This window comes from Granulicatella sp., assembly GCF_057274575.1.
Map to the genome: position 1 here is coordinate 91,415 of NZ_DBHISP010000004.1, position 26,888 is coordinate 118,302.

Annotated in this window: 31 protein-coding genes and 2 pseudogenes; 3 read left to right on the forward strand and 30 right to left on the reverse strand. The window is 37.6% G+C overall.

What is annotated here, in order from left to right; translation table 11 throughout:
• Positions 1–58: 58 nt before the first annotated feature.
• From lysS to glmU, 6 genes are all read right to left on the reverse strand, one after another.
• Positions 59–1,564 (reverse strand): lysine--tRNA ligase, encoded by a 1,506-nt coding sequence (gene lysS, locus ACO5V7_RS03410; RefSeq protein ID WP_049554925.1) that lies wholly within the window; start codon positions 1,562–1,564, stop codon positions 59–61.
• A gap of 94 nt (positions 1,565–1,658) precedes the next feature.
• Positions 1,659–2,675: a tRNA dihydrouridine synthase DusB gene (gene dusB / locus ACO5V7_RS03415; protein ID WP_485485054.1), complete on the reverse strand. Its 1,017-nt coding sequence runs from the start codon at positions 2,673–2,675 to the stop codon at positions 1,659–1,661.
• A 259-nt stretch (positions 2,676–2,934) separates the two neighbouring features.
• Positions 2,935–3,219, reverse strand: a complete 285-nt coding sequence (locus ACO5V7_RS03420; protein WP_485485055.1) for a hypothetical protein — start codon at positions 3,217–3,219, stop codon at positions 2,935–2,937.
• 15 nt (positions 3,220–3,234) lie between these two features.
• Complete coding sequence (locus ACO5V7_RS03425) at positions 3,235–3,561, reverse strand: hypothetical protein (protein WP_485485056.1); 327 nt, start codon at positions 3,559–3,561, stop codon at positions 3,235–3,237.
• Between the two features lie 124 nt (positions 3,562–3,685).
• Positions 3,686–4,666 (reverse strand): ribose-phosphate diphosphokinase, encoded by a 981-nt coding sequence (locus tag ACO5V7_RS03430; RefSeq protein ID WP_179944352.1) that lies wholly within the window; start codon positions 4,664–4,666, stop codon positions 3,686–3,688.
• Positions 4,667–4,754: 88 nt separating this feature from the next.
• Complete coding sequence (glmU, locus tag ACO5V7_RS03435; protein WP_485485057.1) at positions 4,755–6,134, reverse strand: bifunctional UDP-N-acetylglucosamine diphosphorylase/glucosamine-1-phosphate N-acetyltransferase GlmU; 1,380 nt, start codon at positions 6,132–6,134, stop codon at positions 4,755–4,757.
• 273 nt (positions 6,135–6,407) lie between these two features.
• Here glmU and ACO5V7_RS03440 point away from each other — a divergent pair, with 273 nt between their 5' ends.
• Together ACO5V7_RS03440 and ACO5V7_RS03445 are read left to right on the forward strand one after the other, a co-directional pair.
• Positions 6,408–6,929 (forward strand): hypothetical protein, encoded by a 522-nt coding sequence (locus ACO5V7_RS03440; protein WP_485485058.1) that lies wholly within the window; start codon positions 6,408–6,410, stop codon positions 6,927–6,929.
• A 12-nt stretch (positions 6,930–6,941) separates the two neighbouring features.
• Positions 6,942–7,460, forward strand: a complete 519-nt coding sequence (locus ACO5V7_RS03445) for a 3H domain-containing protein (protein WP_485485059.1) — start codon at positions 6,942–6,944, stop codon at positions 7,458–7,460.
• 38 nt (positions 7,461–7,498) lie between these two features.
• Here the strand turns inward: ACO5V7_RS03445 and ACO5V7_RS03450 are convergent, their stop codons facing one another.
• The 3 genes from ACO5V7_RS03450 to ACO5V7_RS03460 form a co-directional block, all read right to left on the reverse strand.
• Positions 7,499–8,482, reverse strand: coding sequence for a DNA/RNA non-specific endonuclease (locus ACO5V7_RS03450; protein WP_485485060.1), 984 nt, complete (start codon positions 8,480–8,482; stop codon positions 7,499–7,501).
• Positions 8,483–8,615: 133 nt separating this feature from the next.
• Positions 8,616–9,140, reverse strand: coding sequence for an NUDIX domain-containing protein (locus tag ACO5V7_RS03455; RefSeq protein ID WP_485485061.1), 525 nt, complete (start codon positions 9,138–9,140; stop codon positions 8,616–8,618).
• A 28-nt stretch (positions 9,141–9,168) separates the two neighbouring features.
• Positions 9,169–9,390: a DUF3784 domain-containing protein gene (locus ACO5V7_RS03460; RefSeq protein ID WP_485485062.1), complete on the reverse strand. Its 222-nt coding sequence runs from the start codon at positions 9,388–9,390 to the stop codon at positions 9,169–9,171.
• 184 nt (positions 9,391–9,574) lie between these two features.
• On the opposite strand from ACO5V7_RS03460, the gene ACO5V7_RS03465 reads away from it, so the two are divergent.
• Complete coding sequence (locus ACO5V7_RS03465; RefSeq protein ID WP_485485063.1) at positions 9,575–10,216, forward strand: hypothetical protein; 642 nt, start codon at positions 9,575–9,577, stop codon at positions 10,214–10,216.
• Between the two features lie 52 nt (positions 10,217–10,268).
• On the opposite strand, the gene ACO5V7_RS03470 is transcribed toward ACO5V7_RS03465, so the two are convergent.
• From ACO5V7_RS03470 to galE, 21 genes and pseudogenes are all read right to left on the reverse strand, one after another.
• Positions 10,269–10,826 carry a GNAT family N-acetyltransferase gene (locus tag ACO5V7_RS03470; protein ID WP_485485064.1) on the reverse strand — a complete coding sequence of 186 codons (558 nt, stop codon included), beginning with the start codon at positions 10,824–10,826 and terminating at the stop codon, positions 10,269–10,271.
• On the reverse strand, positions 10,814–11,098 hold the full coding sequence (locus ACO5V7_RS03475; RefSeq protein WP_485485065.1) for a rhodanese-like domain-containing protein: 285 nt from the start codon (positions 11,096–11,098) through the stop codon (positions 10,814–10,816). Before ACO5V7_RS03475 ends, ACO5V7_RS03470 begins: the two co-directional genes overlap by 13 nt.
• Before the next feature lie 41 nt (positions 11,099–11,139).
• Positions 11,140–11,631: an N-acetyltransferase gene (locus ACO5V7_RS03480; RefSeq protein WP_485485066.1), complete on the reverse strand. Its 492-nt coding sequence runs from the start codon at positions 11,629–11,631 to the stop codon at positions 11,140–11,142.
• 264 nt (positions 11,632–11,895) lie between these two features.
• Positions 11,896–12,339, reverse strand: coding sequence for a hypothetical protein (locus ACO5V7_RS03485; RefSeq protein WP_298646656.1), 444 nt, complete (start codon positions 12,337–12,339; stop codon positions 11,896–11,898).
• 394 nt (positions 12,340–12,733) lie between these two features.
• Positions 12,734–13,174, reverse strand: coding sequence for a GNAT family N-acetyltransferase (locus tag ACO5V7_RS03490; protein WP_485485067.1), 441 nt, complete (start codon positions 13,172–13,174; stop codon positions 12,734–12,736).
• A gap of 34 nt (positions 13,175–13,208) precedes the next feature.
• Complete coding sequence (locus tag ACO5V7_RS03495; protein WP_485485068.1) at positions 13,209–13,646, reverse strand: hypothetical protein; 438 nt, start codon at positions 13,644–13,646, stop codon at positions 13,209–13,211.
• Positions 13,639–13,860 (reverse strand): hypothetical protein, encoded by a 222-nt coding sequence (locus ACO5V7_RS03500; RefSeq protein ID WP_485485069.1) that lies wholly within the window; start codon positions 13,858–13,860, stop codon positions 13,639–13,641. The genes ACO5V7_RS03495 and ACO5V7_RS03500 overlap by 8 nt, the downstream gene beginning before the upstream one ends.
• A gap of 22 nt (positions 13,861–13,882) precedes the next feature.
• Complete coding sequence (locus ACO5V7_RS03505) at positions 13,883–14,452, reverse strand: DNA-3-methyladenine glycosylase I (RefSeq protein WP_485485070.1); 570 nt, start codon at positions 14,450–14,452, stop codon at positions 13,883–13,885.
• A 237-nt stretch (positions 14,453–14,689) separates the two neighbouring features.
• Positions 14,690–15,724, reverse strand: coding sequence for a S66 family peptidase (locus tag ACO5V7_RS03510; protein ID WP_485485071.1), 1,035 nt, complete (start codon positions 15,722–15,724; stop codon positions 14,690–14,692).
• Positions 15,725–15,767: 43 nt separating this feature from the next.
• A complete protein-coding gene (locus ACO5V7_RS03515) occupies positions 15,768–16,238 on the reverse strand; it encodes a GNAT family N-acetyltransferase (RefSeq protein WP_485485072.1) in 471 nt (156 codons plus the stop codon).
• Positions 16,239–16,551: 313 nt separating this feature from the next.
• Complete coding sequence (locus ACO5V7_RS03520; RefSeq protein ID WP_485485073.1) at positions 16,552–16,872, reverse strand: TfoX/Sxy family protein; 321 nt, start codon at positions 16,870–16,872, stop codon at positions 16,552–16,554.
• Between the two features lie 72 nt (positions 16,873–16,944).
• Positions 16,945–17,760 (reverse strand): C39 family peptidase, encoded by an 816-nt coding sequence (locus ACO5V7_RS03525; RefSeq protein ID WP_485485074.1) that lies wholly within the window; start codon positions 17,758–17,760, stop codon positions 16,945–16,947.
• 368 nt (positions 17,761–18,128) lie between these two features.
• A pseudogene (locus tag ACO5V7_RS03530) lies at positions 18,129–18,628 on the reverse strand (Nramp family divalent metal transporter); the annotation flags it as partial.
• A gap of 243 nt (positions 18,629–18,871) precedes the next feature.
• On the reverse strand, positions 18,872–19,870 hold the full coding sequence (locus ACO5V7_RS03535; protein WP_298646630.1) for a LacI family DNA-binding transcriptional regulator: 999 nt from the start codon (positions 19,868–19,870) through the stop codon (positions 18,872–18,874).
• 47 nt (positions 19,871–19,917) lie between these two features.
• Positions 19,918–20,289: a hypothetical protein gene (locus ACO5V7_RS03540; protein ID WP_298646627.1), complete on the reverse strand. Its 372-nt coding sequence runs from the start codon at positions 20,287–20,289 to the stop codon at positions 19,918–19,920.
• Positions 20,290–20,403: 114 nt separating this feature from the next.
• Positions 20,404–21,114 (reverse strand): MgtC/SapB family protein, encoded by a 711-nt coding sequence (locus tag ACO5V7_RS03545; protein WP_204703409.1) that lies wholly within the window; start codon positions 21,112–21,114, stop codon positions 20,404–20,406.
• Positions 21,115–21,116: 2 nt separating this feature from the next.
• Positions 21,117–22,808, reverse strand: a complete 1,692-nt coding sequence (locus tag ACO5V7_RS03550) for an ABC transporter permease (RefSeq protein WP_485485075.1) — start codon at positions 22,806–22,808, stop codon at positions 21,117–21,119.
• Positions 22,809–22,819: 11 nt separating this feature from the next.
• Complete coding sequence (locus ACO5V7_RS03555; protein WP_485485076.1) at positions 22,820–23,830, reverse strand: ABC transporter ATP-binding protein; 1,011 nt, start codon at positions 23,828–23,830, stop codon at positions 22,820–22,822.
• A 105-nt stretch (positions 23,831–23,935) separates the two neighbouring features.
• Entirely contained in the window at positions 23,936–25,024 is a 1,089-nt protein-coding gene (locus ACO5V7_RS03560) for an extracellular solute-binding protein (RefSeq protein ID WP_298646614.1), read from the reverse strand.
• Between the two features lie 34 nt (positions 25,025–25,058).
• Entirely contained in the window at positions 25,059–25,721 is a 663-nt protein-coding gene (locus ACO5V7_RS03565) for a DUF1868 domain-containing protein (protein WP_485485077.1), read from the reverse strand.
• A gap of 148 nt (positions 25,722–25,869) precedes the next feature.
• Positions 25,870–26,877 (reverse strand): annotated as a pseudogene (galE, locus tag ACO5V7_RS03570) (UDP-glucose 4-epimerase GalE).
• Positions 26,878–26,888 lie beyond the last annotated feature (11 nt).

The window sequence follows — 26,888 nt, forward strand, 5'->3', positions numbered from 1 at the left end:
TTAAACTCTCATTTTAGCGGATTAATCCCAATGAATTAAATCAAACTCAATATTTAGATTAGTCTAAGTTTTTCATGGTTGGGAATAATAGGACGTTACGAATTGATTGGCTATTTGTTAGTAACATGACTAAACGGTCAATTCCGATACCTACCCCACCCGTTGGAGATAAACCATATTCCAACGCTTGGATGAAGTCTTCATCATGAGGATGTGCTTCGTCATTCCCAGCAGATTTTTCTTCTACTTGTTTCATGAAACGTTCACGTTGATCGATTGGATCTGTTAACTCCGTGAAGCCATTTCCGTACTCTTTTGTACAGATGAAACATTCGAAACGATCTGTAAAGCGTGGGTCTTCATCGTTTTTACGGGCTAATGGAGATACTTCCACTGGATGTCCGTAGATGAAGGTTGGTTGGATTAATGTTTCTTCAACGAATGTTTCGAAGAATTCGTTCACGACATGTCCAAATGTCATTGAATCTTCTACTTTCACACCTTTTTCTTTAGCGATGGCACGTGCTTCTTCGTCTGTCATCTGTGGCCAGAAGTCAACGCCTGTTACTTCTTTAATCGCATCAACCATATGAATTCTCTTCCATGGAGCTTTTAATTCCACTTCATGTTCGCCATAAGGTACTAATGTTGTTCCTAATACTTTCTTGGCAACGTCTGAAATGATTCCTTCTGTTAAATCCATAACATCTTTGTAGTCTGTATAAGCCGTATAGATTTCGATTGAAGTAAACTCAGGGTTGTGAGTGGTATCGATTCCTTCGTTACGGAATACACGTCCAATTTCGTATACACGTTCCATACCACCAACGACCAAACGTTTTAAGTGTAATTCAGTAGCAATACGCATGTATAATTCCATGTCTAAGGCATTGTGGTGTGTGATAAATGGACGAGCATTTGCCCCACCTGCTAATGTGTGTAGTACTGGAGTTTCAACTTCCAAGTAATCACGGTCGTCTAAGTAACGACGGATTTCACGGATGATTTTACTACGGGTTACAAAACGGTCGAAGCTGTCACGGTTACTAATTAAGTCTAAGTAACGTTGACGGTATTGTTGTTCTACGTTTGTTAATCCGTGATATTTATCAGGAAGTGGACGAAGCGCTTTTGTTAAATGAACGAATTGTTCAGCTTTAACAGATAACTCACCAGTGTTTGTGACCATAACAGTCCCAACAACACCAACGATGTCTCCTAAGTCTGCTTTTGTGAAGACTTCGTACGCATCATCTCCAACAGCATCTTTACGTACGTAAATTTGGATTTGGCCTTTGCCGTCTTGAATGTGGGCAAAACCTGCTTTCCCTTTTCCGCGTTTTGTCATCATACGTCCAGCAATTTGAACCGTTACAGGCTCTTGTTCACTAAGAGATTCTTTTGTAGCTCCTTCAAATTGGTTGTGGATTTCTTCAGTTGTATTTTTTTGTTTGAAGCCAGTACCGAAAGGATCGATTCCTTTTTCGCGTAACTGACTCATTTTTTCACGACGAACTTGTAATTGGTCATTTAATGTTTCTTGTGTTTCTACTTCGAAAGACACGTTTGTTCCTCCTTTGAACGGTGCTTGTTCTTCATAACTCTTCTTATTGTACCAAAAGAAGAGGCTTTATTGAAAGTATTTCAAGGCTTTTTGCTTAAATTTCTGCCAAGCGTTGTTTTTGACGTTCTTCACGTTCTAAATGTTCCACCACGAATTGGTCTAATAAGGCTTCCACTGTTTGTAAATTCTCAGCTTCGTTAATGGCTACTTTTGTTTTCGAGGCACGTGGCACTCCTTTTAAGTAGTAGCCTGCAAGCTTGCGGAATTCTTTCGTTGCGACCGCTTCGCCTTTAAGGTTCGCAAGTCTTTGTAAGTGTAATTTCGCAATTTCAATTTTCTCTGGAACGGTATTTTCTGGAAGCAATTCGCCTGTTTCTAAATAATGAACGGTTTGGCGAATCATCCAAGGATTCGCTAAGGCGGCGCGTCCAATCATCACGCCATCCACGCCTGCGATATCAATCATGCGTTTGGCGTCTTCCGGGCTACGAACATCCCCATTCCCGATTAAAGGAATGCTCGTTAAGTTCTTCTTCACTTCTCCTAGGATTTCCCAGTCAGCTTTCCCGTCATACATTTGCACTCGTGTACGACCATGCATCGCCACGGCACTGGCACCCGCACGTTCTGCAGCGAGGGCATTCTCCACCGCAAATAAATGCTCGTGGTCCCATCCTGTACGCATCTTCACAGTCACAGGTTTGTCCACTGCGTCTACGACCGCTGCTACCATTTCGTATACCTTATTTGGGTCTAACAGCCATTTTGCGCCTGCTTCTGCCTTAATGACTTTGTTGACAGGGCATCCCATGTTGATATCGATAATCGCCGCCTCTGTATTTTCAGCTACGTATTTCGCCGCTTCAACTAAAGTATCTTTATTTCCGCCCATGATTTGAACGCTGAGTGGATACTCGTTTGGTTCGATATGAAGCATGCTTAATGTTTTCTCATTACGAAATTGAATCCCTTTATCGCTGATCATTTCGCAAACCACTAAACCGGCACCAAATTCTTTTACAGTAACACGGAAAGCAGAGTTTGAAATCCCAGCCATTGGGGCCACAACTACGCTATTGTCAATTTGAATATCTCCAATTTTGAAACTCATCCTAATCTCCTTTTTCAATCTTTCGAATCGTCTAAATCAATCGAAAAGCACGAGCTGCATCACCAATAGTGAGTGCGACTCGTGCGCTTCGTTCACTTATTTCTTGCCGGATTATTGTACCATAACCCGCGCTATCTTGCATTTCTTTCCGCTTATTGAAAAAAATTCCTAAAGACTATCGTAACTTTACATATTTTAAGCATTATGATATTTTTTTGAAACATTTCGCATTCAATTCAAGATTTCTTTTACGAATAACCTATTCAATCACCCTTGAATATAATAGGAATTGATACGTAAGCCATCCCACCATAACTATCAGTTGCAACCAAGTATTTCTAAATGATTTTTCTTCATAAGAAATATAAAAGAAATATAGACAACTAAATACCACCATAAGTATGAGTAACGGTATTAATAATAAAAATACAGCAAATCCCATTCCCATCCCATTTATGTAAGGAGAAGATAGTAGAAGCCATTGAGGAAGCAGGCCAAGCCACATCAGTATTGTGGCTGTTTTTTTAAATTTTTCTAATTCCATTTTACTCTCCTCTCTTTATTTAATCGGAATTGTATTTGAAGGCAAAAGAATAATCCCCGAAATATTCAAAATAACAAAAGTAATCCACAGGAGAATAAATAACATTATCCAGCCCGTGCTTTTCAATGATTTTTCGGCAACTGAAATTCTTAAAAATTGTAAGAAACTAGTCCCTACTAAAATCAACCCGATAGGGAACAGGATGAACACGATGAACGCCGCACCATATCCTCCACCATACTCATAATGAGGTAATAAAACCATAATATAAGTAAGCACTTGAGGTGCCATTCCTATAAGAAATCGTCTCCAAGCATTCCTTATCTTCTTTTCAATATCCACTTTACAGAACCTCCTACAGAAAAATTGGCCCATTTAACTTTTTGGATATCATTTTACCATCATATTTCTATTGATGCCATAAAAAAGAAGAGCCAATACCTTAAGTCTCAGCTCTTCTTTTTTATTAATCTAAAATTGTAAATTTCTCAATAAACAACGGACTCACTGAACGGTTTTCGTGAATACGACGAATCGCTTCCGCCATCAATTGGTCCACACTAATTTGAACAATTTTGCCACCTGTTTTTTCTGCAGGAACTTCGATTGAGTCTGTTACAACGACCTCTTTAATCACTGAGTTGTTGATACGTTCTAGAGCTGGGCCAGATAATACTGCGTGTGTACAGCAAGCATATACTTCTTCCGCACCTGCATCTTTGATGGCTTGTGCTGCAAGAGTAATGGTTCCAGCTGTATCAATCATGTCGTCGATTAATACGGCAACTTTGCCTTTGACTTCACCGATGATGTTCATGACTTCTGCCACGTTTGCTTTTGGACGACGTTTATCCACAATCGCGATAGGTGCATGTAAGAACTCAGCCATTTTACGAGCACGAGTTACCCCACCGTGGTCAGGAGATACTACTACGATATCTTTATCTTTGAAGTTGTTTTCTAAGAAGTGGTTCGCAAGAAGTGGAGCTCCTAATAAGTGGTCCACTGGAATGTCGAAGAACCCTTGAATTTGAGCAGCATGTAAATCAAGTGTTAACACACGATCTGCTCCCGCTTGAGTAATCATGTTTGCGACTAATTTTGCGGTAATTGGTTCACGAGATTGTGCTTTACGGTCTTGACGAGCATATCCATAGTAAGGAATTACAATATTAATTGTTTTTGCACTTGCACGGCGCAAAGCATCTACCATAATTAATAATTCCATTAAGTTATCATTTACTGGATAAGAAGTTGATTGAACGATGTAAACATGGCATCCACGAACACTTTCATCAATGTTGATTTTAATTTCTCCATCACTGAATTGTGTCACAGACACTTTACCAAGTTCTAAACCTACTTCTTCAGCGATTTTTTCTGCTAAAGGACGATTTGAGCTTAAAGCGAATATTTTTAAATTAGGATCGGAATAATGTTCCACAATGATAACCCCCGAAGTTTATTTTATAGTTCTATAATACAGTTTTTTGCCTAATATTTGAATAATTTTGATAAACTTTTTCGAAAAAATTTTAATCTTTTTTTCCTGATGGTAATTTTGAAGCGTAATCCTCTTTGTTCACTTGACGACTACGTGCAATGGCTAATGCTCCATCTGGAATATCTTGGGTAATCGTTGAACCTGCAGCTATAAACACATCATCTCCAACCGTAACAGGAGCTACGATATTCGCATTGCATCCAATGAATACATGGTCTCCAATCGTTGCACGGTGTTTATTTTTTCCATCGTAGTTTACAAACACTGTCCCACAACCGACATTGATATCTTTTCCAAGATCTGCATCTCCAATATAGGTTAAGTGACCTACCTTCGTTTCGGAACCTAGTGTAGAATTCTTCACTTCCACAAAGTTCCCTACATGAACACGTTCGCCTAATACAGAATTTGGACGTAAGTGTGCAAATGGACCTGCATTGCTATCCAGTTTCATATGAGATTCTTCGATGTTCGCTGCTACAAGACGAACCCCTTCTTCTAACACGCTATCACGAACGACGCTGTGTGCTCCGATGAAGCAGTTTGAGCCGATCGCAGTTTTGCCTTTTAAGACAACGCCTGGTTCAATCACAGTATCCGCACCGATTTGAACGGTTGATTCGATATAAGTGGCTTCAGGGTCAATTAAAGTAACCCCGTTACGCATATGTTCTTCGTTGATACGAAGTCGCATGTATTTCTCTGCTTTTGAAAGAGCCACGCGGTCATTTACACCCATTCCTTCATCGAAATCTTTCATCGGATACGCAGAAACGACTTCACCGCGTTTCTTCAAGATTTCTAATACATCTGGTAAGTAGTATTCGCCTTGAGCGTTGTCGTTACCAACTTCACGTAAAGCACTGAAAAGAGCTACATTATCGAAGCAGTAAGTCCCTGTATTGATTTCTTTGACTTGTTGTTCTTCAGTAGAAGCATCTTTTTGCTCTACGTTTTTAAGAACAGAACCGTTCTCGTCACGAATCACACGACCGTATCCTGTTGGATCCTCTGCAATTGCTGTCAGAATCGTTGCTTTTGCCCCAGTTCGTTCATGTTCTTCCATTAATGCTGTAAGAGTTCCGCTTGTTAATAATGGTGTATCTCCACAGATGACAATCGTTGTTCCTTCTTTTCCTTTTAAAAGAGATTCCGCTTGTAAAACAGCATGTCCTGTTCCTAATTGCTCTTCTTGAACCGCGTAAGAAACACGCTTCCCAAGATGATTTTGTACCATTTCAGCACCATGTCCAACAATGGCAACAATTTCTGTCGCTCCTGTTTTCTCCACTTGGTCGACAACATGCTCTACCATTGGTTTCCCGCAAACTGGATGCATGACTTTGTAAAGGGAAGATTTCATACGAGTTCCTTTACCCGCTGCTAAAATTATTCCGAATTTTTGTTTCATAATAAGCTCCTTGCTCTTTAATTTCTACCTTTTAATAGTATAGTACTATCCTGTTTTTTTCAAGAAATCACTGAAAGATGGCCTTTTATAGAATTGTGTCCAAACGTAAAGTATACTATTGAATATAATTTTCTTTGTATACAGATACTTTTTATAGAATTCAGCGGATTATGAGCGAAATGTGAGCGAAAAAATCACTTTTTCCTATTGATTTATTATATACACAGAACTATACTACTGTATATACAGTAAACACAAAGGAGTTTTATTCTGATGAAAAATGTTCGTTTTATGACACTTACCGCACTATTAACCGCGATTGCTATTTTTATTCCTATCGCGATGCCACTAAAATTGGTGATTCCACCAGCTTCGTATACCCTCGGAAGCCATGTTGCTATTTTTATTGCAATGTTTATTAACCCTTGGATGGCCATCTTCGTCGTTCTTGGTTCCTCATACGGGTTCTTTATCTCTGGTGCCTATCCGCTCGTGATTGTCTTCCGTGCATTGTCGCATATTCTCTTTGCGACACTTGGGGCCTTTTTCTTACAAAAGCATCCAAAGACGCTTGAAAATCGCAAAGCATCATGGATTTTCAACTTCGTCCTTGCGCTTATTCACGCAGTCGGCGAAGTATTAGCTTGCGTACTTTTTTACTCGGTTTCAGGGATAGACCTTCAAAGCATGTTTTACGTCCTCTTCGTCCTAGTCGGATTTGGTACAGTGATTCACAGTATGGTAGACTATGAATTAGCACTAGTGGTGTATAAAGTTTTACAAAAAAGACGTTAAAAGAGGTCTACTATGCCAAAAGAAAGAAAGTCTGAGTTATTAAAACTCTTGAAAGAAACTCCTAAACCACTTAATGGGCAAAGCTTAGCGGAACATTTCCATGTTACCCGGCAAATCATCGTCCAAGACATCGCGCTTCTTCGCGCTGATGGAGCCACTATTCTCTCGACGAACCGCGGATATGTCTACAAGGAACAAGAGAGCTCACCTTACGTTCATCGTCTCTTCAAGGTCAAACACGGTACTGAGGCTATCGAGAGTGAACTTCTGGCAATTGTCGACAATGGAGGACGCGTCCAAAATATTCAAATCGACCATCCAGTCTACGGGGAAATTCAAACGCTCGTGAAACTCACGTGCCGGCGCGATGTCCAACACTTCTTGGAGCAAATCCATCAAGAAGACTATCGCCCTCTTTCCTCTTTAACAGATGGTGTGCATTATCATCTGGTAGAAGCAGAAAACCAACAAGACCTTGACTATATCGAAGAGGCTCTAGACAAATTAGGGTATTTAGTGAAGGAAGATTAAAAAATGGCCCACCACTTAGATTAAGCGGTGGGTCTTTCTTATTCCCTAGAGCTATGACGTTTTCCTTGGCTTTTCGCTTGAGCCTCCGTCATCTCTACAACGTTATCCCAGTTTGTATTCGATGGCATATTGCCTTTTATATACCAATACACATCCGATTTTCCTTTTTTAGCTACATAAACTGTACGCTGTTCTTCTTGATTCACAGTCGCTTCAGTTGTAGCCTCTGTCTGCGCAACTGTTGTTTCGAGTTTCTTCTTAGCAAATAATGGTTCCGCATTCCCTGTTGCATAGTCAATTTTTGCATTTGGAGATATATTCTCTAGAATCACATGAGTTACACCCTCTTCATCCATTTTCTCTTGTTTTGTTCCAAAAGAAATCTTTAGGAGTGTTCCATCACTTTTTATTCCAGCATACTGCAACTCAACTTTTCGAGGAATCAGTTCATCCCCTTCGTAAATTGGCGTTACTTTATAATCCAACCAATCATTCGGATGAGCATTAATCCAATCTGCAAGATTATTCTCATAGAACAACATTGCAGTTTGATTTGAGGAATCCTTGTCCGACAAGCTCCCCGTATTTAATAAGGCTGTCATCGGCGTTAAATTCCGTAACTCATTATCAAGACCGCTAAATTGATACCCTACTAAGTGACCACGATTCATGAGCCATGCTTCTTTCCCACTTCCTGATTCATCAATCGGCATCTTATAATTATGCCAACCAACTGGATCCACACTGATTTTTGGTTCTCTCTTAGCTTTTGGCTTATCTTTAATATTCAGTTGAATATGTGCAGATATAGAACGCTCCAGCTTATCCAGTTCTCCCAACACCAATTGCTTCTCCTTCTTAAAAGGCAGCAACGAATCTGGTAATTTAGATGGTGCTACTGTCGTGACGTTCACTTGCATCTCTGTCGTTGACTTCGCCTCTTCTTTATTTCCTCCACATGCTGCTAAAGAAACACAAGCTAAAACCAATAACCCTATTTTCCAATTCGAATGAATCTTCACCCTAATCCCCCCTAATATACTTTATAAAAACTCCCTAATTAATTTTAGTATAAATCTCCCTCAACTTGAATACAATAGTCTTTCTGACTCATTTTTTTGGGTGCCTACGATATTCCTTTTTCTTCTTTTAATTTTATTTTACGCCCCTTAACCACTCTTTTGCCCATTCAAGAACCGCTAATTCACGGTTTGCAAGAAGGACTCCCCATGGTTTAGAAGCACACTTTTGATACTCAGAAACGGCCTCTTCATAAGTCATTCTTAATGTTGACAATTGGAATTCCTTTTGTTCTACTGGAGTCATCTCGGGTTCCCCGAAAGACTTAATCTGACAAAGATAGTAATGATTTAAATTATGACGGTGAATCTGATTATAGTAGTCGCTAACTTGACCTATTTTACAAAGGACATCTACCTTAACACCTAGTTCTTCCTTTAATTCTCGGTGGATGGCTTCTTCAGTTGACTCCCCTTCTTCTACGCCTCCTCCAGCTGTTTCAATAAAAACGCCAGTCCCGAAGATATCATCGCGGTGTACCCGCACGAAGTAAAAATATCCCTTTTCATCTATCACAATGGCTCGCACAATTTGTCGATCATGCGTAATCGTTGTCTTCTCCCACTGCGTATCTTCTAATATCAATGCTAATTCCTTCACTACCAAACTCTCTTTCTACAGTATTCCTCTACGTAAATATCATTAATAACACAAATAGGACAAGCAATCCAATACCTAGGATTAACTCAACTTGCCCAACTCGAATCGCATCTGTATCTTTTTGGCTCCCCGCCCTCTTCCGTGCTTCGAAATCATTGATGAGCCCATACTGCTTTTTGAACACGATGAGATATCCAAAAACCGTAAAGGTTATCCCGAGAACAAATAGGATAATTTTTAACATAAGCATAAGTCTCACCTCATTATTAATCGTAATTCTATTATACCATCTATTGAAATAAGCTGTTATCTTATGACATCTCTAATGTTTAGGGCTAACTTTTATCAAAGCTGACAAACTACTGACTGAACTTTTAAAAAATCTTAAAAAATGATACACTAATGCTATAAATTCATATTTTAGGAGTGTAACGATGAAAAACAAAATTTTATTAGGCTCTGTTACTGTTCTTTCTGCACTTGTGTTTGCGGCATGCGGTAACTCTACTAAAGAAACAAAAGAAACGACGACCGTACAAACAACGGAAGCCGTTAAAGAAACAACTACACAAGCAACGACAACAACGGGAGCTTCTTCAGAAGAAAAAGAAATCTCACTTAATGACACTCAACGTGTTGGCCGAGACGATACTGGATACGTCAATGTGCCTAAAGATTGGGTCAACTTTAAAGATGTGAATGGGGGACCACAATTCCAGTACTCAGCACTCGATGGATACAATATTATTACATTAAATGGATTCACTCAAGATCAAGCAACACCTGGTGAAGGAGAAACTTGGGGAGCAGAAATGATTGCCATTCGACTAGCTGCTCAATGGGAAAAGCACCCAAACGTCCAAAAAATTCACGGTTCGAGAACAAAAGTATCCGGAATGGATGCTTTCCTCTTACAACTCTTAATGAAAGACGGAAAATACTACTTTACTTGGATTTTCGAAAAAGGGGATAAAGTCTATACCGCTTCTTTTGAAGGTGATAAAAAGACGATTATAACCATGATTGCGCTTATCGAAGAGACTTGGGGTCTAGACCCTAAGAATCCTGGAAAATAATGACAAACATACTAAAAGAGACTAATCGCATGATTAGTCTCTTTCTTTATTGTTATACTTTTGTAATCCACTCTTCGCGTAAAATTCCATACTTCACACTGTCATAATACTGTCCTTGATAGTAACGAACTTTACGGATTTGACCTTCTTTTAGGAACCCTAATTTCTCAGCAACAGCCATCATCGCACTGTTCCCGCTCCAAGTCGTCATCCCAATGTGTTCGAGGGCGCTTATTTCATTAAAAATAGCATCTACCCACATTTTCAATGCTATTGTCGCAATCCCTTGCCCCCACAACTGCTCATCGTAAATCACAATCCCGATTTCTAGCCATCGCGTGGCTTCATCCACCCATGATTTTGAAACCATCCCCACAGGCTGGTCTCCAGCGACAATACACCAGCAATCTTCACCCATTAAGAAGGCTGCAACAGGACTTTCTTCAAAACTTTTATTATCTTGAAACGGACGATAATCATTAAAGTACGGTGCGTTCCATTTCGTCCACTCTGGCTTCTCCGTTGAAAAACCAATCTTCCAAATCGTTTGCAGGTAGCTTTTGCTAAAAGGCAACAATTGCACCTTGTTCGTTTGCACTAAGCTTGCCACTGATTCATGCCCCCTTCAACATTCGTCACGTCAAATCCTTTTCCTTCCAAAAATTGACAAGCTGTTGCTGAACGCATGCCCCCTTGGCAGATGACGTAGTATTTTTGCTCTGGATTTAATGTTGTATACTCTTTTTCCAACGTACTTAAAGGATAGTTCTTTGCCGTTGGAATATGTCCGTCTTGAAATTCTCCCTTTTCTCGTACATCTAAGACCGTAATTTCACTTGTTTGATATAATTCTTTAAACTCTTTTACAGCGATTTTTTTCATATTTTCTCATTCACCCTCTTTTTATTGGACTTGCGACAATACTAGTTTCGACTCCATTGATAAGCGATTCTAGCGGATCCATCGTCCACATAAATCATACCACATTCTACAAATCCATTTCGTTCAATTTGCTTTTGCATAACTCTATTATCAAAATGCGTATCAATACGAATATTGTTGGAGTATCTTTTACAATAATCTACAGCTCTTGTTACAACCCCTTTCACACGTCGATCACTAGCAATACGATGAATCACAACATAGGGTTCCTTATTCAACCATGCACCCTTTTCTATTTTTTGATAAGTGGGGTCCGGACCGTTCATCATTACGAATACACCATGAATTTCTTTAGTTTCTTCTTCAATCACATAGGAAATTCCAGCTAGAATATCCTCTCGAATTAATTCTGGTGAAGGATAGAGAGTCCCCCACTGATTTGGATTTCCAGATTCTATCATAAATAATTGTGCATTTTTATAAATCTCCATAATACGATCAAAGTCTATATCCATTGCTTTTCTTATATTCATCTCACCCTCCAAACAACTATCAAACAATGATTCTATATTTAATATTATTTTTATTGATAAAAGATTTTCGTAATGATTTTCTGCGGTTCTTCGCGTTCCTTTTTAACAATTTTCCTCTTCTCGTTTTGAAACTGCATAAAGCTCTCGCTATGTCTTTGAATTCCTTAACAATTAGACGATGATTATACACTCTTTAAAATTTATAATAGCACACTTAACATAAAAAAGACCTATTCTGTTCTTCAAACAGAATAGGTCTAATACTTATTTAGCCGTTAAATTAAATTGTTGTTCTTCTTTATCAAAGCTTAATACGTAATCTTTACCTGGCTCAATCGTTAAATCAATCTCAGATGGGCCCCATGTTGTCGTAACTGTCTTGTACATCACTCCTGGTCTTGTATAAGAATAAGTTACTCGTAAAACGATATCTCCAGGAACTGCGCAAACGATATATTTTCCTTTTTCCGCAAAAATGGCTGCTTCCCCTCTAACCACTTCAGCAAGTAGTTCTTTTTGAGTAATTAAGTTACTTCCTGCAGAAAGTTCGATTTTTACCGCAGTAGGATGCTCTTTTAACCATTTTTCTAAAGCGTTTTTATTCAATTTCATTGATACAATTGAAAATATTGCTGCTAATACGAACATTCCAATTAATATATATTTATAATTGCCTAAGGCATCTAATGCTTGCATAAAGTTTTCCATAATAATCTCCTTTTTTACTGATTTTTTCCTCTTTCAAATAGAGCTTACTTACTACCCTCCGCTTCTTCAATCAGTTTCTAGTATTTTCTATCACTTAATCAAGGGAATTCAAAGCTCTCAGAAATTACTTTTTCAGTCTGAATATCTAGAAAAAAAGAATTTGATTGCTTTGGGTTCCAATAATTGTCTATCACTATTAATTAGTGCAAAACATCATAAATAAAATTCTCTTCTAAATTCATCCCGAAAAATTTTATCCCTTTAAAAATTAAGTACAAATACCAAAAATATTATAATATATAAACAAAAGTTGTACCACTATAATCCTTTGTTTATGCCTTTTTCAAAAAATTCTACAATAACTATTCATTTACTCATTTGAAGAAGAATCTATTTATAAATGGAACTGATAAATTTTAACTTTCCTCTTTCCTTCTTGATACATTTCATTTGTTGTTGGAATATCAGCAATTTCAATCAGTTTACCACCTAAAATTTCGCAAGTACGATATGACGCTATATTATGTGGTTGACAACTAATATAGAGAAACTCTAGTGAATGTTTTCTAGCCAACTGAAACAATAACCGACATGCTTTTGCAGCGTATTGATGTCCTCTATAATTTTTATCAATGTGATAACCAATATTCCCTCCAAAATAAGTCTTTTTATTGTTCCCAATTCTTAAATCACATTTCCCGATTCTAGTACCATCCAGTAAATAAATTTCAAAATAGTATGCAGGGAGCCACCCCTTTTCTGGTTGGTGTGTTATCGTATTGACTAGTTGAAGGTAGATTTCCTCGTCGTGTAGTTGTTCCGTCCTATAAAACATATTTTCCCCACCTATTTGAACTTTTAATTCATTCTTATCTCTGTGCTAAATACCGCTGTATCTCCTTTGAGTCTAATCTTCGAACTTCCGTATTTGGAAATTCCTTATACTTCTGCATTTGAAAACTTGGTTTCATCGTTTCACAGCTTTTATCTTTATTCTTTTTTAAATACTCCTTTAAATCTTCTTCCTTAGCAAATATTTTATAGGAAATTCTTCCATTCTTTCCCTTGATTTCATAGATTCCGCAAGTCTGTTTCATTGTATAATCAGCGGTTCTGAGGTATAAGGTCGCAATTTCTAACGACTTAAATGGGAAATTCCATCTTTGCAAAGATCCTTTTTTGTCGCATTCAATACAAATACAACGTCCACATATCCCACAAATATACTGCTTATGATGTTCTAAACAATCTAAAGGATGTAAAAGTGGCGTAACTCTACTACTCGTTACATAGCATTCTTCACACATCTTTTTTCACTTCCTTTTTAGGTGTTTCCTTCTTTAGAAATATCTGAGCTAATGCGATTTGCCGTTCTCTTTCCGCTCTAACTCGGTCTAAGTCTTTTGGATACTTCAATTGGATGACTTTGATTACATCATCAGAAGAAACAATGGTATGTCCTCTCATTGGTGTGTTATCGTATTGACTAGTTGAAGGTAGATTACCTCTTTTCTCCTTCAACTTTCTAATATTAAAAATATTTTTAATCCTTCTCTATCCTTCTAAACTCACAGTCCAGAAGGTGATCATTTACCATCCCTACCGATTGCATAAATGCATAAATAATAGTAGAGCCAATAAATTTAAAGCCTCTTTTCTTCAAATCTTTACTGATTTTGTCCGAAAGATCCGTTTTTTCTGGTACTTCTGTGATGGATTTCCAAGAATTAATGATTGGGGTATGATTAACGAATCCCCATAAATAGTCGCTAAATGACCCAAACTCTTCACATATCTTAAAGTAAGCTTTGGCGTTGTTCGCAACAGATTTTACTTTCAATCGATTTCGGATGATTTCTTTATTTTGAAGGAGTTCAGCTTCCTTCTCTTCATCATAGTTCACCACAATGTCTGGATCAAAGTTATCAAAAGCTTTACACAGTCCTTCCATTTTTTGAAGGATCGTAGACCAGCTGAGTCCCGCTTGCATCCCTTCTAAACAAAGCATCTTAAATAATTCCTTATCGTCAAAGATAGGGATTCCCCACTTTTCATCGTGATATTTTTGTTCAAGTAGACTATGGTTAGCCCAATCACATCTTTTTGTTTCCATATTTACTCCTTTTCCATAAGAGTTTTGCTCCTCAGGTACGGATTCATCGATACAGTAGCGATAGCATCATTATTCATCTCATACCTAATTTTGTTAGAATTCACCTCATTATGGCATTTCTATTCCCATTTGTCAGTAAATACATTTTGGAAGACTCCGTCATTGTTTTAGAAAAATGAAAGCAGACTCCCCTTCCACATTCGAGTCTGCTTCATTACTCTCACTTCTAAAATTTTATTATTCATATATAAAACGAATCACTTGGTCGCCCACATCCACTTGAGCTTCAATCCCAAAAGGAATGATACAACGAGGCGTCGCATGCCCAACATTAATATTGTAAACAATGGATAGCTGCTTCTCCCCTAATTCTTCCAGGAGAATCTCTTTATACTGTTCATAATAGGTTTCATTTTGTGGTTTTCCAACAAGCACACCCGATACCACATCAAAAAGTTCGTAGCGTTCTAGCGTTTGAATCATCTTTTGGAAGCATTCAGGAGTCGGTTGTTCTTCACTCGTCTCCAGTAGAAGAATTTTTCCTTTCCATTCTTCTAAAGTAGGAAATAGTTGATACTGTTGTACGAGGCGAACCGTATCCTCATATCTTGAATTTTCGAGACATTCCGACATAGATTCCAAACACCCTCCTAGGATTTGTCCTGTAAACTGAGCAGGCCCTGAAAGCAACTCAAACCCTTGATTTGGAAAACTTGGCATCGAAACCCCTAGTCCTTTTTCACTAAAGTCTTCTCTTTCTTGAACCCAGATGTCGCTCGGTCGGATTTCTTTAATTCTTCCTGTTGTCAGTAATTCCTCAAAATACGATTTTGTATATGGAAGCATTTCCTTCGAAAGTTCACACACATCTGGCAAAAACGCTTGCCCATAGAAACTGCGAATGCCCAACTCATGCAACATCAAATGATTGATAGTCGTATCTGAAAAACCTAGAAAAATCTTTTGCTTGGCAACCTTTTTAAGCGCGTCTTGTTCAAATAAATAAGGCAGCAATCTGTACGTATCATCTCCACCAATGGCACATAAAATCAACTCTATCGAATCATCCTGAAAAGCGGTTAGTAAGTCTTGCGCTCTACATTCGGGATGTTGCTTTATAAATTCTAGCCCTTTTAATGCATGAGGTAAAAATACAACTTCTATCCCATATTCTTCTAATCGTTTCTTCCCAAGATTGAGCTCATGTTGAATGAAACTCTCCCCTAAAATTCCGCTAGACAAACTGACGATACCAATCTTCTTTACTTTCATAGCACTCACCTCTGTTTCCTATTTCCTGTTGTAATCTTCCGCTTCATTCCCCTAAATATTTAATATAGATTTGACACGGATTCCATTCATCCCACAATGTCGGGAAGCATTCTAACTCCTTATACCCCATCGCCTTATAAAAAAGATTCGTGCGATCATACTGTTCGTAATGCCCCATTTTCACAGTCTTCACTTGGGAATAAGTGTACCCTAAACTCCGTGCTAGTTGCTCATACGCCTCATTTAATTTTTGGCCGATTCCTTTGCGGTGAAATTCCTTTTTGACTCCCATCACAAAAATATCTGCACAATCCTCACTCGTAGCATTCAACACAACATATCCTGCGAGTTTAACCTCTACAAAACAAGCAAGAAACGGTTTGTCCATCGCATCATCGACATATTCCTGCGTGCTTTCTGGCATTCCAAACCATTCTGGAAGATCATATAAAACTTCTTTTGAAATCGATTCTTTTTCCTTTTTATCTATAATTTCTCTAATACTCATGTTCATCTTTAGTATCCTACTTTCTTTAAAAAGTCTTGCGCTAATGCGATTTGTCGTTCTCTTTCCCATTGATATAAATATTTTGTTCCCACTCATTCCAAGAATACTCTTCCGGCTTCATTTATTTCGCCTCAAATCTCTTTAAACTGTACCGTTATTATACCAAATAACAGAGGAAGATTATATTCCCATTCAACTATTTTTCCAGCACATCAAAAACACCTGTAGCACTTTAAAACTGCTACAGGTGTTATCGTTACTTTATGGATTTAGAGGAATGCCTGCTAATCGTCCACCACTTGGCAACCTCCTCCCGCCATCATTTCTTTTTCTTGGGTTTGGGAGCCGGCAGTTCATCATAGATAGAATTAAACAACTCCGTTAAGAACTCCTTATCTTCTACATTTTCCACCAAAAGCATTTCTTTTGCCCCATCATATGGACGTTCCAATGAGGCGTCCGGCATGCTTTCTCTTGCAGATGTCACATTTTTGATTAGGAATCGATCATCATAAATACCACCGACAATCTTTTCCCGGTAATACAAAATATATTCCCCCATCATCGCTCGGTAGCGGATATCCTCTAATCCTGATAATTGTTCTAAAATATAGGCTAAATATTCCTTGCTAGAAGCCATCTTTTCACCTTCTCCCGTTACTTCCAGATTCTATGTTCAAGACGAATAACTTATTTTTACTTCATCATTCTCTTACCAAGCATAATTAGGTTCCTCGCAAGCCGCCATTGCTTCAAGCAGCTCTTCTGGCGTCACCTTTTTTAAACTACCATAGACAGGATCTTGTTCATGTGTCATGGAGTCTAAATAATAAATCGCTGAAATATCTTTGCCATCTGGAGTCAATTCATACCCAATTCCAATCACATTATGCTCCCCATTTTTTCCAGGATAAATTTTGGAAAGGGTAAAAGTGTAATACATTGGATAGCCATCATCAATATTTTTGCGAACGCGTTCCTTGAACAAACGCATATCCTCGGAATCAGGACTCACATTCGTGACGGTCGCAAGGCGATAACCAGGCTGCCCAGCTTTGGGCTCTGGATATCCAAATAAATGCTGATTCAACACACGAATGGCATCTTTATTATGCGTTCCAAAAGGTACATAAGTTCCCATCTCCTGTGCCAGTTGTCGCTGAGAAACGAATTTTCCCTGAGTGGAAAGAATCATACTCACCGTTGTCGGCGCACAGAAATACCATTCTTCTTGAATTTGAGGAGTGACGGCTAAAATCTTCTTACGTCGCTGAGGCGTTGGGGCCACAGCCTCGGTTGTGGTTTCGTTTTGTGTTTCTTGAGTAGTGACACTCGTTGTTTTTTCTTGCGTAATTACCGACATAGCAGTCGTTGTTTCACTCGTTTGCGACTGCTCTGTCACTTGCTTTGTAGTTGAGGTTTCTATAGAAGTATCTAAGGTCGTTGTCTTGTTTTGTTCACTAGGAGACTTGCAAGACGACAATAGCAACACATTCATACATAGTAGCAAAATAAGACCCTTTTTCATCCTAATTCCTCCATTCTCTCTTCTTAAGTATGACAACTATATCCCTTTGCTTTGGTCCAACATTCTCTCCTCTAAATCTTATGTCTAAAGGTTCGACGATTTTATACATGCCATTGTTCTTTAGGATGATTTCTCCATGCTTCTTTTCCGTATAGAAACTGCACTGTCATTTGAATGCGGTTCCATTATTCTTACTTATAATCTATCCTATTCTCTTGAAAAATACAACCAAACTTCTGTGAAGATTAGGAGTTTTCGCATGAAAATTTTCACCTACATCTATGTACTTGAGTAAGCTCTATTGTGAAATCCGACCAAACAAAAAATGAGCACCCGAAGATGCCCGTTCAAATCTAGAATAAATCAATAATTAACTTGAAGTTTAGGATAATTAGAATAACCGCTACCGCGTATCCAAGGAAAGTATTCCATTTGGTGTTGGTAAATTCTCCCATGATTGGAATGCCAAACAAGAGGTTCAAGGCGATGGCCGATCCAAGCACTTCCGCTAAGTCTGTTGCCATCAGCGCTAATTCGACGATGACTCATAAAATATGACGAAGCCATTTGATGCGTGATGCGCTGTTGCTTGCGCTAAATCCATACGTGTAACAATCCCAAGTTTCCCTGCCGTTTGTTGCAACTGCATTGCGATTAATGACGAAATAAGGATTACGAAGAGCAATGTGTATTTGTACGAAGCCCCTCCGACCACGCTGATAATCCAGTTACCTGGGTCCATGTATCCTACTGCTACGAGCGCTCCTGGTCCTAAGAAAGCTTTTAAGTTCTGCCAGAAATGATTATTATTTGGCGTCTCAATCGATTGGTTTACTTCTGAAAGTGATACTTTTTTATGAGTAGACATCATTTTCTCCCCTTTCTGTTGTAAATGATTTTCATTATATGTAAATCCTCTGAAAACAAGTCGTGTTTAATAAAAAACAGTACCTATTATAGCACTCATCGCGCAATGTGAGATGTTACAGTTCATCAAACTGCTGTCTTTCCTCCTAGCAAATAAACTGAAATCAGAAAACAAAAAATGGAAATAAACTCTAAAAGCTTACTTCCATTTTAAGACATTTATATTATTTGCACCGTGCTCTGCTTAAAACGATTGTCGTCTGACAAGAGTTGTAGAAACCTCTACAGATTTTCTTTTATCTCCATTGATAATCGCAAGAACTCCATCAATCATTTCTTTTGCTAACTGACTATAATCTGGAGAAATGGTTGATAATGCAGGTGTATAATATTGTGCTATTGGAATGTTGTCAAACCCTACAATAGCTAATTGGTCAGGAATCGAGATTCCTTTTTCGTAACACGCACGAATAATCCCTTGGACTTTTTCATCCCCAGAGACAAATATAATATCCGGTATATTCGTACCTGTTAAATTATCCATCGCATAATGATACACAGATTCAATCGTAGCTAATCCATAAACAACTTCTAAAGCCATTTCATACTTTTTCTCTTTTACAAAAGTACGAGCACCCTTCTCACGATCTTTATTGACAAGTGACTCTCCACCCATTAGTAGCCACATGTCACGAAGCCCTTTATCAGCAACGGCTCCCATCAAATCGTACATTGCTTGGAAATCATTATTCGAAACATAAATAACACCTTCTGTCTGTGATTCCCCAAACACAATAAAAGGCATATTATTTTTCTTTAAATATTGAATTCTACTATCATCTTTACCTTCATAAAAAACAATAACTCCATCGACTAAACTTCCAGTACTTGAAATAATAGAATCCTTAATTGAATCCCCTTCACCAAAATACTCGACGATTGCATTGACTCCCATTTCTTTACAAGTTTGTAAAACCTTATCCAATAGTGTCTGGAACCAGATTAATGGGAAGGACTCCATCTTCTTGACTGAAATGAGAATATTCGTTGTTTCTTTCTTAGTCAGATTTTGTGCATACGCATTTGGAATATAAGACAGTTCATCAATTACCTTCATTACAGACTGGTAAGTTTCTGATCTAACTCCATCACCACCATTGATAACACGGGAAACAGTCTTTGGAGAGACTCCTGAAATGCGCGCAATATCATAAATAGTAGCCTTTCTCTTAAACTTTTCCATCCTTACTCCTTATAAATTTATTTTTTCGATCACTATACTAATTGTCATTATTGATGCGTTCTGTTCACTCGAAATTTTAAGAGCTCACTATTATATCCAAGCAATTCAAAATATCTGATAATCATCGCTTGAATATACGCGTAAGATATTGGAATACCACATAATTCTATCAAATATAATTCCGTGAGACAATTCATTCCTTTTAATTCTTGGTCTATTTCTTTTATGTAACTTTCTAAAATTGGTACTAGCTTTTCTTTGAAAATTACTTTATTTATTATTTGATCCATTGGAAGACGAAATGCCCATACCCATTCACAAATCTCATGAAATGTATGAATATGACATTCCTTCTCTAGGCATTCTCTATTATAATATCGAATGCTTCCATTATCAAAATTTATCTTACATACTTTCATCCAATAAAAACTCCTCTATCAAGCCTACATTAGGAAGTTGTCCTTCGTCATCTCCCTAGCAAATCCTTGTCCATCTAAAAAAGAGCAAGGAAATCCCTGCTCTTTGATCCGTATCTAACTAATCTCTTCAACATAAATGACACCTGGAAGATTAGAAAGTTCTTCCATAAGTCGAAGATGTTCAAAGCTGCCAGCTAATTCTAACGTTACAAAAGAAGCAATTTTCTTCTCTGGTACATCGAAATACTGGATTCGACTTTGGTTCACTTCACCGAATGCAGTCCTTGAGTCAGTAATTCGAATTCGATTTTCTGCACAATAGACTAATACACGATTATAGGCTTCCGTAGAATTGACTACAATATAGAGTTCAATTACTCGAGAGCGTTTTTGTAGATACATCTTTAACGGTTGGAACATGGATATCACGCCCCAAATAGAAACGGCTGCTAAAATTGCTCCCTGATAAAAGCCGACTCCAATTGCGAGTCCTATTCCTGCAGAGCCCCAAATACCAGCGGCTGTGGTTAGTCCTGTAACCTTTTTCTTTTCTGTGACAAGGATCGTCCCTGCCCCTAAGAAACCGACTCCCGAAACAACCTGCGCTCCTAATCTGGTCGGATCTCCTGTCCCAAACTTATAAGAAACAAATTCATTAGTCATCATGATTAAACATGCCGCAACACAAACGACACTATGCGTTCTAATTCCTGCTGGTTGCGATTTACTACCTCGCTCCATGCCGATAACCATTCCGGCTATCAAAGACAATGCAATTCGGATAAAAATATCTGTATTCGTTAATTCAATACCTGATGTAACCATAATTATTTTCTAGTTGTTTTGCCACGTCTTTGTGTGAAGTAAAGTACTGTTGAAGAAATAATCATCAATACAATTGTATATACAAAGACAAGTGCTTGTGCATTTGATGTTGCTGTTTCATCACCAGCTGAACGGATAGTAATACCTAAAGGTTGAGCTAATGGATGATACAAGAATACAGATAAGTCGAAGTCTGTTAATAGAGAGTTAAAGTTAAGCGCAATAACTGAAAGTACTACCGGTAAAATAAACGGAATAATAACCTTCATCATTGTATAAAACGGAGACGCCCCCATACTACGAGCTGCATCTTCCATCTCGTCATCAACGCTAAACAAAATAGCACGAACCATACGATAAGAGAATGGAATTTTTACAATAATATAGGCAATTAGTAAGATTACAAATGTTCCCACAAGAATTTGATTAAATACAAGTGGTTGTGGTTGGTTAAATGTAAATAGTAAACTGATTGCTAATAAAGTACTTGGTAATAGCCATGGTAATAACGCACCATATTCAAAGAATGAGTCAAAGCGAGCTTTATGTTTACGAACCACACGTGCAAATACAACTGCAAGAACTGTAGCAGTGATAGCTGCAAGAATAGCATATACAAAGCTGACTAAGAATGGTGAGAACGCAACACTATTACTGAAGAATTGGTGATAGTTTTCTAGAGTAAAGTTAGCTAATGACAAGTTACCTGTTTGAATCGCCACTGGATCAGTGAATGAATACAAGACAATGAAAATCAAAGGTAACATGAACACTACGAATAAAGCGTATGCCACAATATGCGCAATGATATTCCATGGTTTTGAAGTAATCTTTTGTTTTTTCAAAGGCGCTTTTGTTTTAGAAATAGAAATATAGTTTCCGCCTTTTTCAATCCTATTCATGATACTTAATAAGATTGTTGTTGCAATCCCAAGGACAATCGCAAGTAATGCAGCAAGGTCACGAGAGTTCCCCATCCCTGCAAATGTGATAATCATCGGGTTAATTGTTTGGAATTGTTTACCCCCTACAATCATTGGAGCCGCAACTGCTGATAGCCCGCTTAAGAAAATCATAATTGTTAAGGCAAATAATGTTGGCGTTAATGTTGGTAAAACAATTTTTCTGAATACGGTAAATGGTTTTGCTCCCATATTACGCGCTGCTTCAATAGTATGATAATCGACACCACGAATGGTATTTGTTAAGAACAATGTATGGTTGGCTGTACCTGAGAAGGTCATAATGAATAATACAGCACCATATCCCACAAACCAGTTTGGATCAAGGTTTGGTAGGAAGTTTTGAAGAATTCTTGTAATCATTCCATATGGGCCGTATACGAATTTATACCCCGTTGCAAGAACCACACCACCATAAATTAAAGATGTCATATATCCAAGTTTTAAGATCTTGGCACCTTTAATATCGAAGTATTCTGTGAACAACACACAAAGAAGACCTACTACGTTAACTGTAATAATTAACGAGAATGCTAGTTTAAAACTGTTCATAATACTTTGAATTGCACGTGGTGATTTAAGTACACGATTAACAGCATCTAGCGAGAATTGCCCATCTTTGACAAATACATTCACAACCAAATCAAAGTTTGGATAAATAATAAACGTTACGAGGAACCAGATTAGCCCTATACGAATGAGCCAATCTTTCCAATTTAACTTATGACGCATGTTGTACCTCCCTAATATTGCACGACATCTGAAGGTGTAATATAAAGTTCCACATTTTCCCCTACAGATTTGATTGCAAATTGACTATCAATACGTGTTACGTTTAACACTTGATGATCAGACACTTGGACAGTGTAACGAACTGTTACACCTGAAAATTCTGTATCAATAATTGTTCCTTTTAGAACAACGTCACCTTCAGTTTCACGTCTGAAACGAATTTTTTCTAAACGAATATATCCTTTTTTATCCTCTAAAGGAATGTTTGGATTGTTTTCTAAAATCTCATGAACTGTTTCTTCAGAAAGGACGTTAATATCTCCGATAAAGTCACAAACAAATTCTGTTTTAGATTGATGGTAAATTTCAGGAGGTGTTCCCACTTGTTCAATGAATCCATTGTTAAATACAGCGATTCTATCTGACAATGTTAACGCTTCTTCTTGGTCGTGAGTAACGTACAATGTTGTAATTCCTAAATCTTTTTGTAGACGTTTTAATTCTTTTCTTAAGTCTACACGTAATTTAGCATCCAAGTTAGAAAGTGGTTCATCAAGACAAAGAATCTTTGGTTCTAATACTAACGCACGAGCTAGTGCCACACGTTGTTGTTGTCCACCTGATAATTCTGATACATTACGTTTTAATTGTTGGTCAGAAATTTTAATTTTTGTTGCTATCGCTGCAACTTTTGCTTTAATCACATCTGGAGCTACTTTCTTCACTTTCAAACCAAACGCAATATTATCAAAAACCGTCATTGTTGGAAATAATGCATAAGATTGGAACACAATTCCGATTCCACGTTTTTCAGGTTCTAATTTAGTAACATCCTTACCATTTACTTCAATACGACCTGCTGATGGATCTAAGAATCCTACTAATGCACGTAAAGTTGTTGATTTTCCACATCCTGAAGGTCCTAAGAATGTAAAGAACTCCCCTTCGTTAATTTCTAAATTCAAATTGTCAATCGCAATAAAATCACCGTATTTAATTTGAATGTTATCAAATTTAATCATATTGTTTACTCCTTTGTGTTATCTTAAAAAGTCTCGCGTAGACTCTTTCTATGGCATAGAGTAGAATCCTAGCGAGACTCTTATTGATTAATTCAACATTTAATATTATTTAACGTATTCTAATTCAGCTTTTTCAACCCATTGGTCTAAGTATTTACCAACAACTTCCCAGTTAATATCTTGTGGTTTAAGTTGGTCAACAAATTTCTTAGTTGCTTCTGGTAATTCTTTTACAGCATCTTTATTCGCTGGAATAGAACCGAATTTTTGGCTGTATTCAGCTTGGATGTCTGCTTGACCGAACCAGTTGATGAATTCTTTTGCTAATGCTTGTTTCTTACTTGTGTTAAGAATCATTGTTTGTTCAGTTACGAATGGAACCCCTATTTTAGGTGACATTACTTTGAATTCAACATTTTGTTCTTTTTGTCCGACTAACGCTCCAGAACCCCAAATCATACCGTATTGGATTGGGCTTTCTTTATCTAACACTTTAACAACTGTGCTTTCACCTTTTTGAAGAGTATAGGCATTTGCAAAGTATTCTTTTGCAACTTCCCATCCTTTTTCTGATACGCCTAAATCTCCTTTTTCATCAAGGTAACGAACTAAGATACTTGCGTAAATCGCACGTCCTGTTCCTCCAGTTAATCCATAGATAGAATATTGACCTTTATATTTTTCTGCTAATTCAGTCCAGTCTTTAGGCATTTCTTTAGCTTCTGGATTTCCAATCAATACTAAAGGTTGAACGATAACTGGGTTATAGTATCCATCTTTATCGGCTAATGATGCATCAATCTTGTTAAGCCATTCTGGTTTGAATTGAGCTAGAAGGTTTGCATCACGAAGTTTATTTGAGTCTACAGCACCGATACCAAACACCATATCTGCTACTGAGTTATTTTTTTCAGCGATAACACGATCAGCTAATTGCGCACCAGCAATATCCACCATACGAATGTTGAAACCAGCTTCTTTCGCTTTAGCAGTTAGCCAATCTCCACGTCCATTTGAAACAGAGTTAGAATAAATTACTAATTCTTGGCTCTTATCCGCTTTTTCTTCTGATTGTGCTTGAGGTGCAGTTGTTGTAGCGTTTGATGAACTATTTGCTCCTCCTGAGCATGCAGCTAATGTTGTAACTGCAAGCCCTGCAGCTAGTAAAGTTTTTAAAAATTTCGATTTTTTCATGTTGAAATCTCCTTTTTGTTTTTATTTATAATTTTTATTTTCCAAACTTTTCGCAATATGGAACAAAACGTCTCATATCTTCAAACACTGTATAATCGATACGATTTACAGTAATGACAGGAACTTTTTCAAGTAAAACTTTTGTTAATTCCTTTTTCACTTTAGTAAACTCTTCATTTTCTTCTTCAGTTAATGGAACTCGAAGATATCCAATTGAGATATGGAATTGATAACGATCATGGTTAGGGAAACGAACACCTGCTTTTTCAGAAACATAAGTTCTAATTTCTTCTAATCGTTTAGCGGAGTTTTCATCTGCTGGTTCAACTAAAATGTTTTGATTTCCCATTTCAGTCACACGCATATGAATCTCTTCGTTTAGCAATGGGAAAATTTCTAGTTGTTTTGCAAAGTAATCATGGATTTCTTGTAATGGTGTATCCAATGGTAGATGGCTACTCCAAAATTCAGGCTCACGATTTTCATGGCAAAGCAATTCAATTACAGTCATATGAATAGAATCTCTAGGGGTGAGAGTAAATTTATCAATAAAAGGTAATTCTCTATAGCGAGCCTGAATAATATCCACAACTTCCATTAAATCTGGTTTTGTATAAAGATTGGCAACAACAGTGTTACCTGGAAAATGATTAAATTCTCCATTTTCTTTAAATTTTATTTTTGTAAGATTTTTCATGTTATTCTTCCTTCTTTTGTTTTTGACACCGGTGTCAAACGGTAACTTCATTATAGTGTGTAATCGGTTTCTTGTCAACCGTTTTCATAAACTTTTTTTATTCCTGTTTTTATTGTCTTTTTTACTATTACAAAGCAGAATTATACTATTAATATCCGTTTGGATTTTTCGATTGCCAATTCCATGTATCTCTACACATGTCTTCAACTGATTTCGTTGTCTTCCAATTTAATTCCTTATAAGCTTTGTCTGCATTTGCATAACAAGTCGCAACGTCTCCTGATCGTCTTGGAACAATTTTATAAGGAATTGGAACCCTATTAACACTTTCAAATGTATTTACAAGTTGTAATACACTAGTGCCTTCTCCTGAACCAAGGTTATAAATATAAACATCTGTTTTTTCAGATACTTTTTCTAACGCTTTTATGTGGCCAATCGCTAAATCCACTACATGGATATAATCTCGAACGCCAGTACCATCTACCGTATCATAATCATTTCCAAAAACACTAAGCTCTGGTCGCTTACCTACCGCTACTTGTGCAATAAAAGGCATCAAGTTGTTAGGAATTCCTGAAGGGTTTTCACCAATCAACCCAGACTCGTGAGCCCCAATCGGATTGAAATAACGAAGCAATGCAATACTCCACTCTGAATCTGCTACATGAACATCTTTTAAAATTTGTTCAAGCATCACTTTGGTGTACCCATAAGGATTTGTTGCACTTGTCGGCATTGTCTCAATGAGGGGTGATTGATTGTGAATGCCGTATACAGTCGCACTCGATGAAAACACAATCTTCTTAACTTTAAACTCTGACATCACTTCAACAAGAGCTAATGTGCTCATAATATTATTTTCGTAGTACATCACAGGCTTTTGCACGGATTCGCCGACAGCTTTGTATCCTGCAAAATGAATTGCAGCCTCAATAGATTCTTGTTCAAAAACTTTTCTCAATCATTGTTTATCACAAACATCTAATTCGTAAAACGCAGGACGTTTCCCTGTAATTGCTTCAATCCGATCTAATACCAAGATGCTAGAGTTCGAAAGGTTATCGACAATTACGACTTCCTTCCCTAAATTTAATAATTCTACTACGGTATGGCTACCAATATAACCAGCTCCGCCTGTCACCAATATTGCCATTTGGGGTTCCT

What these genes read in the sequence shown, in the direction of transcription:
- ACO5V7_RS03545 (WP_204703409.1), bottom strand. Translation starts at nt 21,114, where the DNA reads ATGGTTACATCAGGTATTGAATTAACGAATACAGATATTTTTATCCGA.
- ACO5V7_RS03560 (WP_298646614.1), bottom strand. Translation starts at nt 25,024, where the DNA reads ATGAAAAAATCGAAATTTTTAAAAACTTTACTAGCTGCAGGGCTTGCA.
- ACO5V7_RS03485 (WP_298646656.1), bottom strand. Translation starts at nt 12,339, where the DNA reads ATGGAAAACTTTATGCAAGCATTAGATGCCTTAGGCAATTATAAATAT.
- ACO5V7_RS03550 (WP_485485075.1), bottom strand. Translation starts at nt 22,808, where the DNA reads ATGCGTCATAAGTTAAATTGGAAAGATTGGCTCATTCGTATAGGGCTA.
- ACO5V7_RS03505 (WP_485485070.1), bottom strand. Translation starts at nt 14,452, where the DNA reads ATGGAAACAAAAAGATGTGATTGGGCTAACCATAGTCTACTTGAACAA.
- ACO5V7_RS03480 (WP_485485066.1), bottom strand. Translation starts at nt 11,631, where the DNA reads ATGAATATAAGAAAAGCAATGGATATAGACTTTGATCGTATTATGGAG.
- ACO5V7_RS03555 (WP_485485076.1), bottom strand. Translation starts at nt 23,830, where the DNA reads ATGATTAAATTTGATAACATTCAAATTAAATACGGTGATTTTATTGCG.
- ACO5V7_RS03420 (WP_485485055.1), bottom strand. Translation starts at nt 3,219, where the DNA reads ATGGAATTAGAAAAATTTAAAAAAACAGCCACAATACTGATGTGGCTT.
- ACO5V7_RS03540 (WP_298646627.1), bottom strand. Translation starts at nt 20,289, where the DNA reads ATGAAAGTATGTAAGATAAATTTTGATAATGGAAGCATTCGATATTAT.
- ACO5V7_RS03525 (WP_485485074.1), bottom strand. Translation starts at nt 17,760, where the DNA reads ATGAAAAAGGGTCTTATTTTGCTACTATGTATGAATGTGTTGCTATTG.
- ACO5V7_RS03490 (WP_485485067.1), bottom strand. Translation starts at nt 13,174, where the DNA reads ATGTTTTATAGGACGGAACAACTACACGACGAGGAAATCTACCTTCAA.
- ACO5V7_RS03465 (WP_485485063.1), top strand. Translation starts at nt 9,575, where the DNA reads ATGAAAAACAAAATTTTATTAGGCTCTGTTACTGTTCTTTCTGCACTT.
- ACO5V7_RS03440 (WP_485485058.1), top strand. Translation starts at nt 6,408, where the DNA reads ATGAAAAATGTTCGTTTTATGACACTTACCGCACTATTAACCGCGATT.
- ACO5V7_RS03510 (WP_485485071.1), bottom strand. Translation starts at nt 15,724, where the DNA reads ATGAAAGTAAAGAAGATTGGTATCGTCAGTTTGTCTAGCGGAATTTTA.
- ACO5V7_RS03495 (WP_485485068.1), bottom strand. Translation starts at nt 13,646, where the DNA reads ATGTGTGAAGAATGCTATGTAACGAGTAGTAGAGTTACGCCACTTTTA.
- glmU (WP_485485057.1), bottom strand. Translation starts at nt 6,134, where the DNA reads ATGAAACAAAAATTCGGAATAATTTTAGCAGCGGGTAAAGGAACTCGT.
- ACO5V7_RS03565 (WP_485485077.1), bottom strand. Translation starts at nt 25,721, where the DNA reads ATGAAAAATCTTACAAAAATAAAATTTAAAGAAAATGGAGAATTTAAT.
- dusB (WP_485485054.1), bottom strand. Translation starts at nt 2,675, where the DNA reads ATGAGTTTCAAAATTGGAGATATTCAAATTGACAATAGCGTAGTTGTG.
- ACO5V7_RS03535 (WP_298646630.1), bottom strand. Translation starts at nt 19,870, where the DNA reads ATGGAAAAGTTTAAGAGAAAGGCTACTATTTATGATATTGCGCGCATT.
- ACO5V7_RS03475 (WP_485485065.1), bottom strand. Translation starts at nt 11,098, where the DNA reads ATGAAAAAAATCGCTGTAAAAGAGTTTAAAGAATTATATCAAACAAGT.
- ACO5V7_RS03460 (WP_485485062.1), bottom strand. Translation starts at nt 9,390, where the DNA reads ATGCTTATGTTAAAAATTATCCTATTTGTTCTCGGGATAACCTTTACG.
- ACO5V7_RS03445 (WP_485485059.1), top strand. Translation starts at nt 6,942, where the DNA reads ATGCCAAAAGAAAGAAAGTCTGAGTTATTAAAACTCTTGAAAGAAACT.
- ACO5V7_RS03515 (WP_485485072.1), bottom strand. Translation starts at nt 16,238, where the DNA reads ATGAACATGAGTATTAGAGAAATTATAGATAAAAAGGAAAAAGAATCG.
- ACO5V7_RS03520 (WP_485485073.1), bottom strand. Translation starts at nt 16,872, where the DNA reads ATGGCTTCTAGCAAGGAATATTTAGCCTATATTTTAGAACAATTATCA.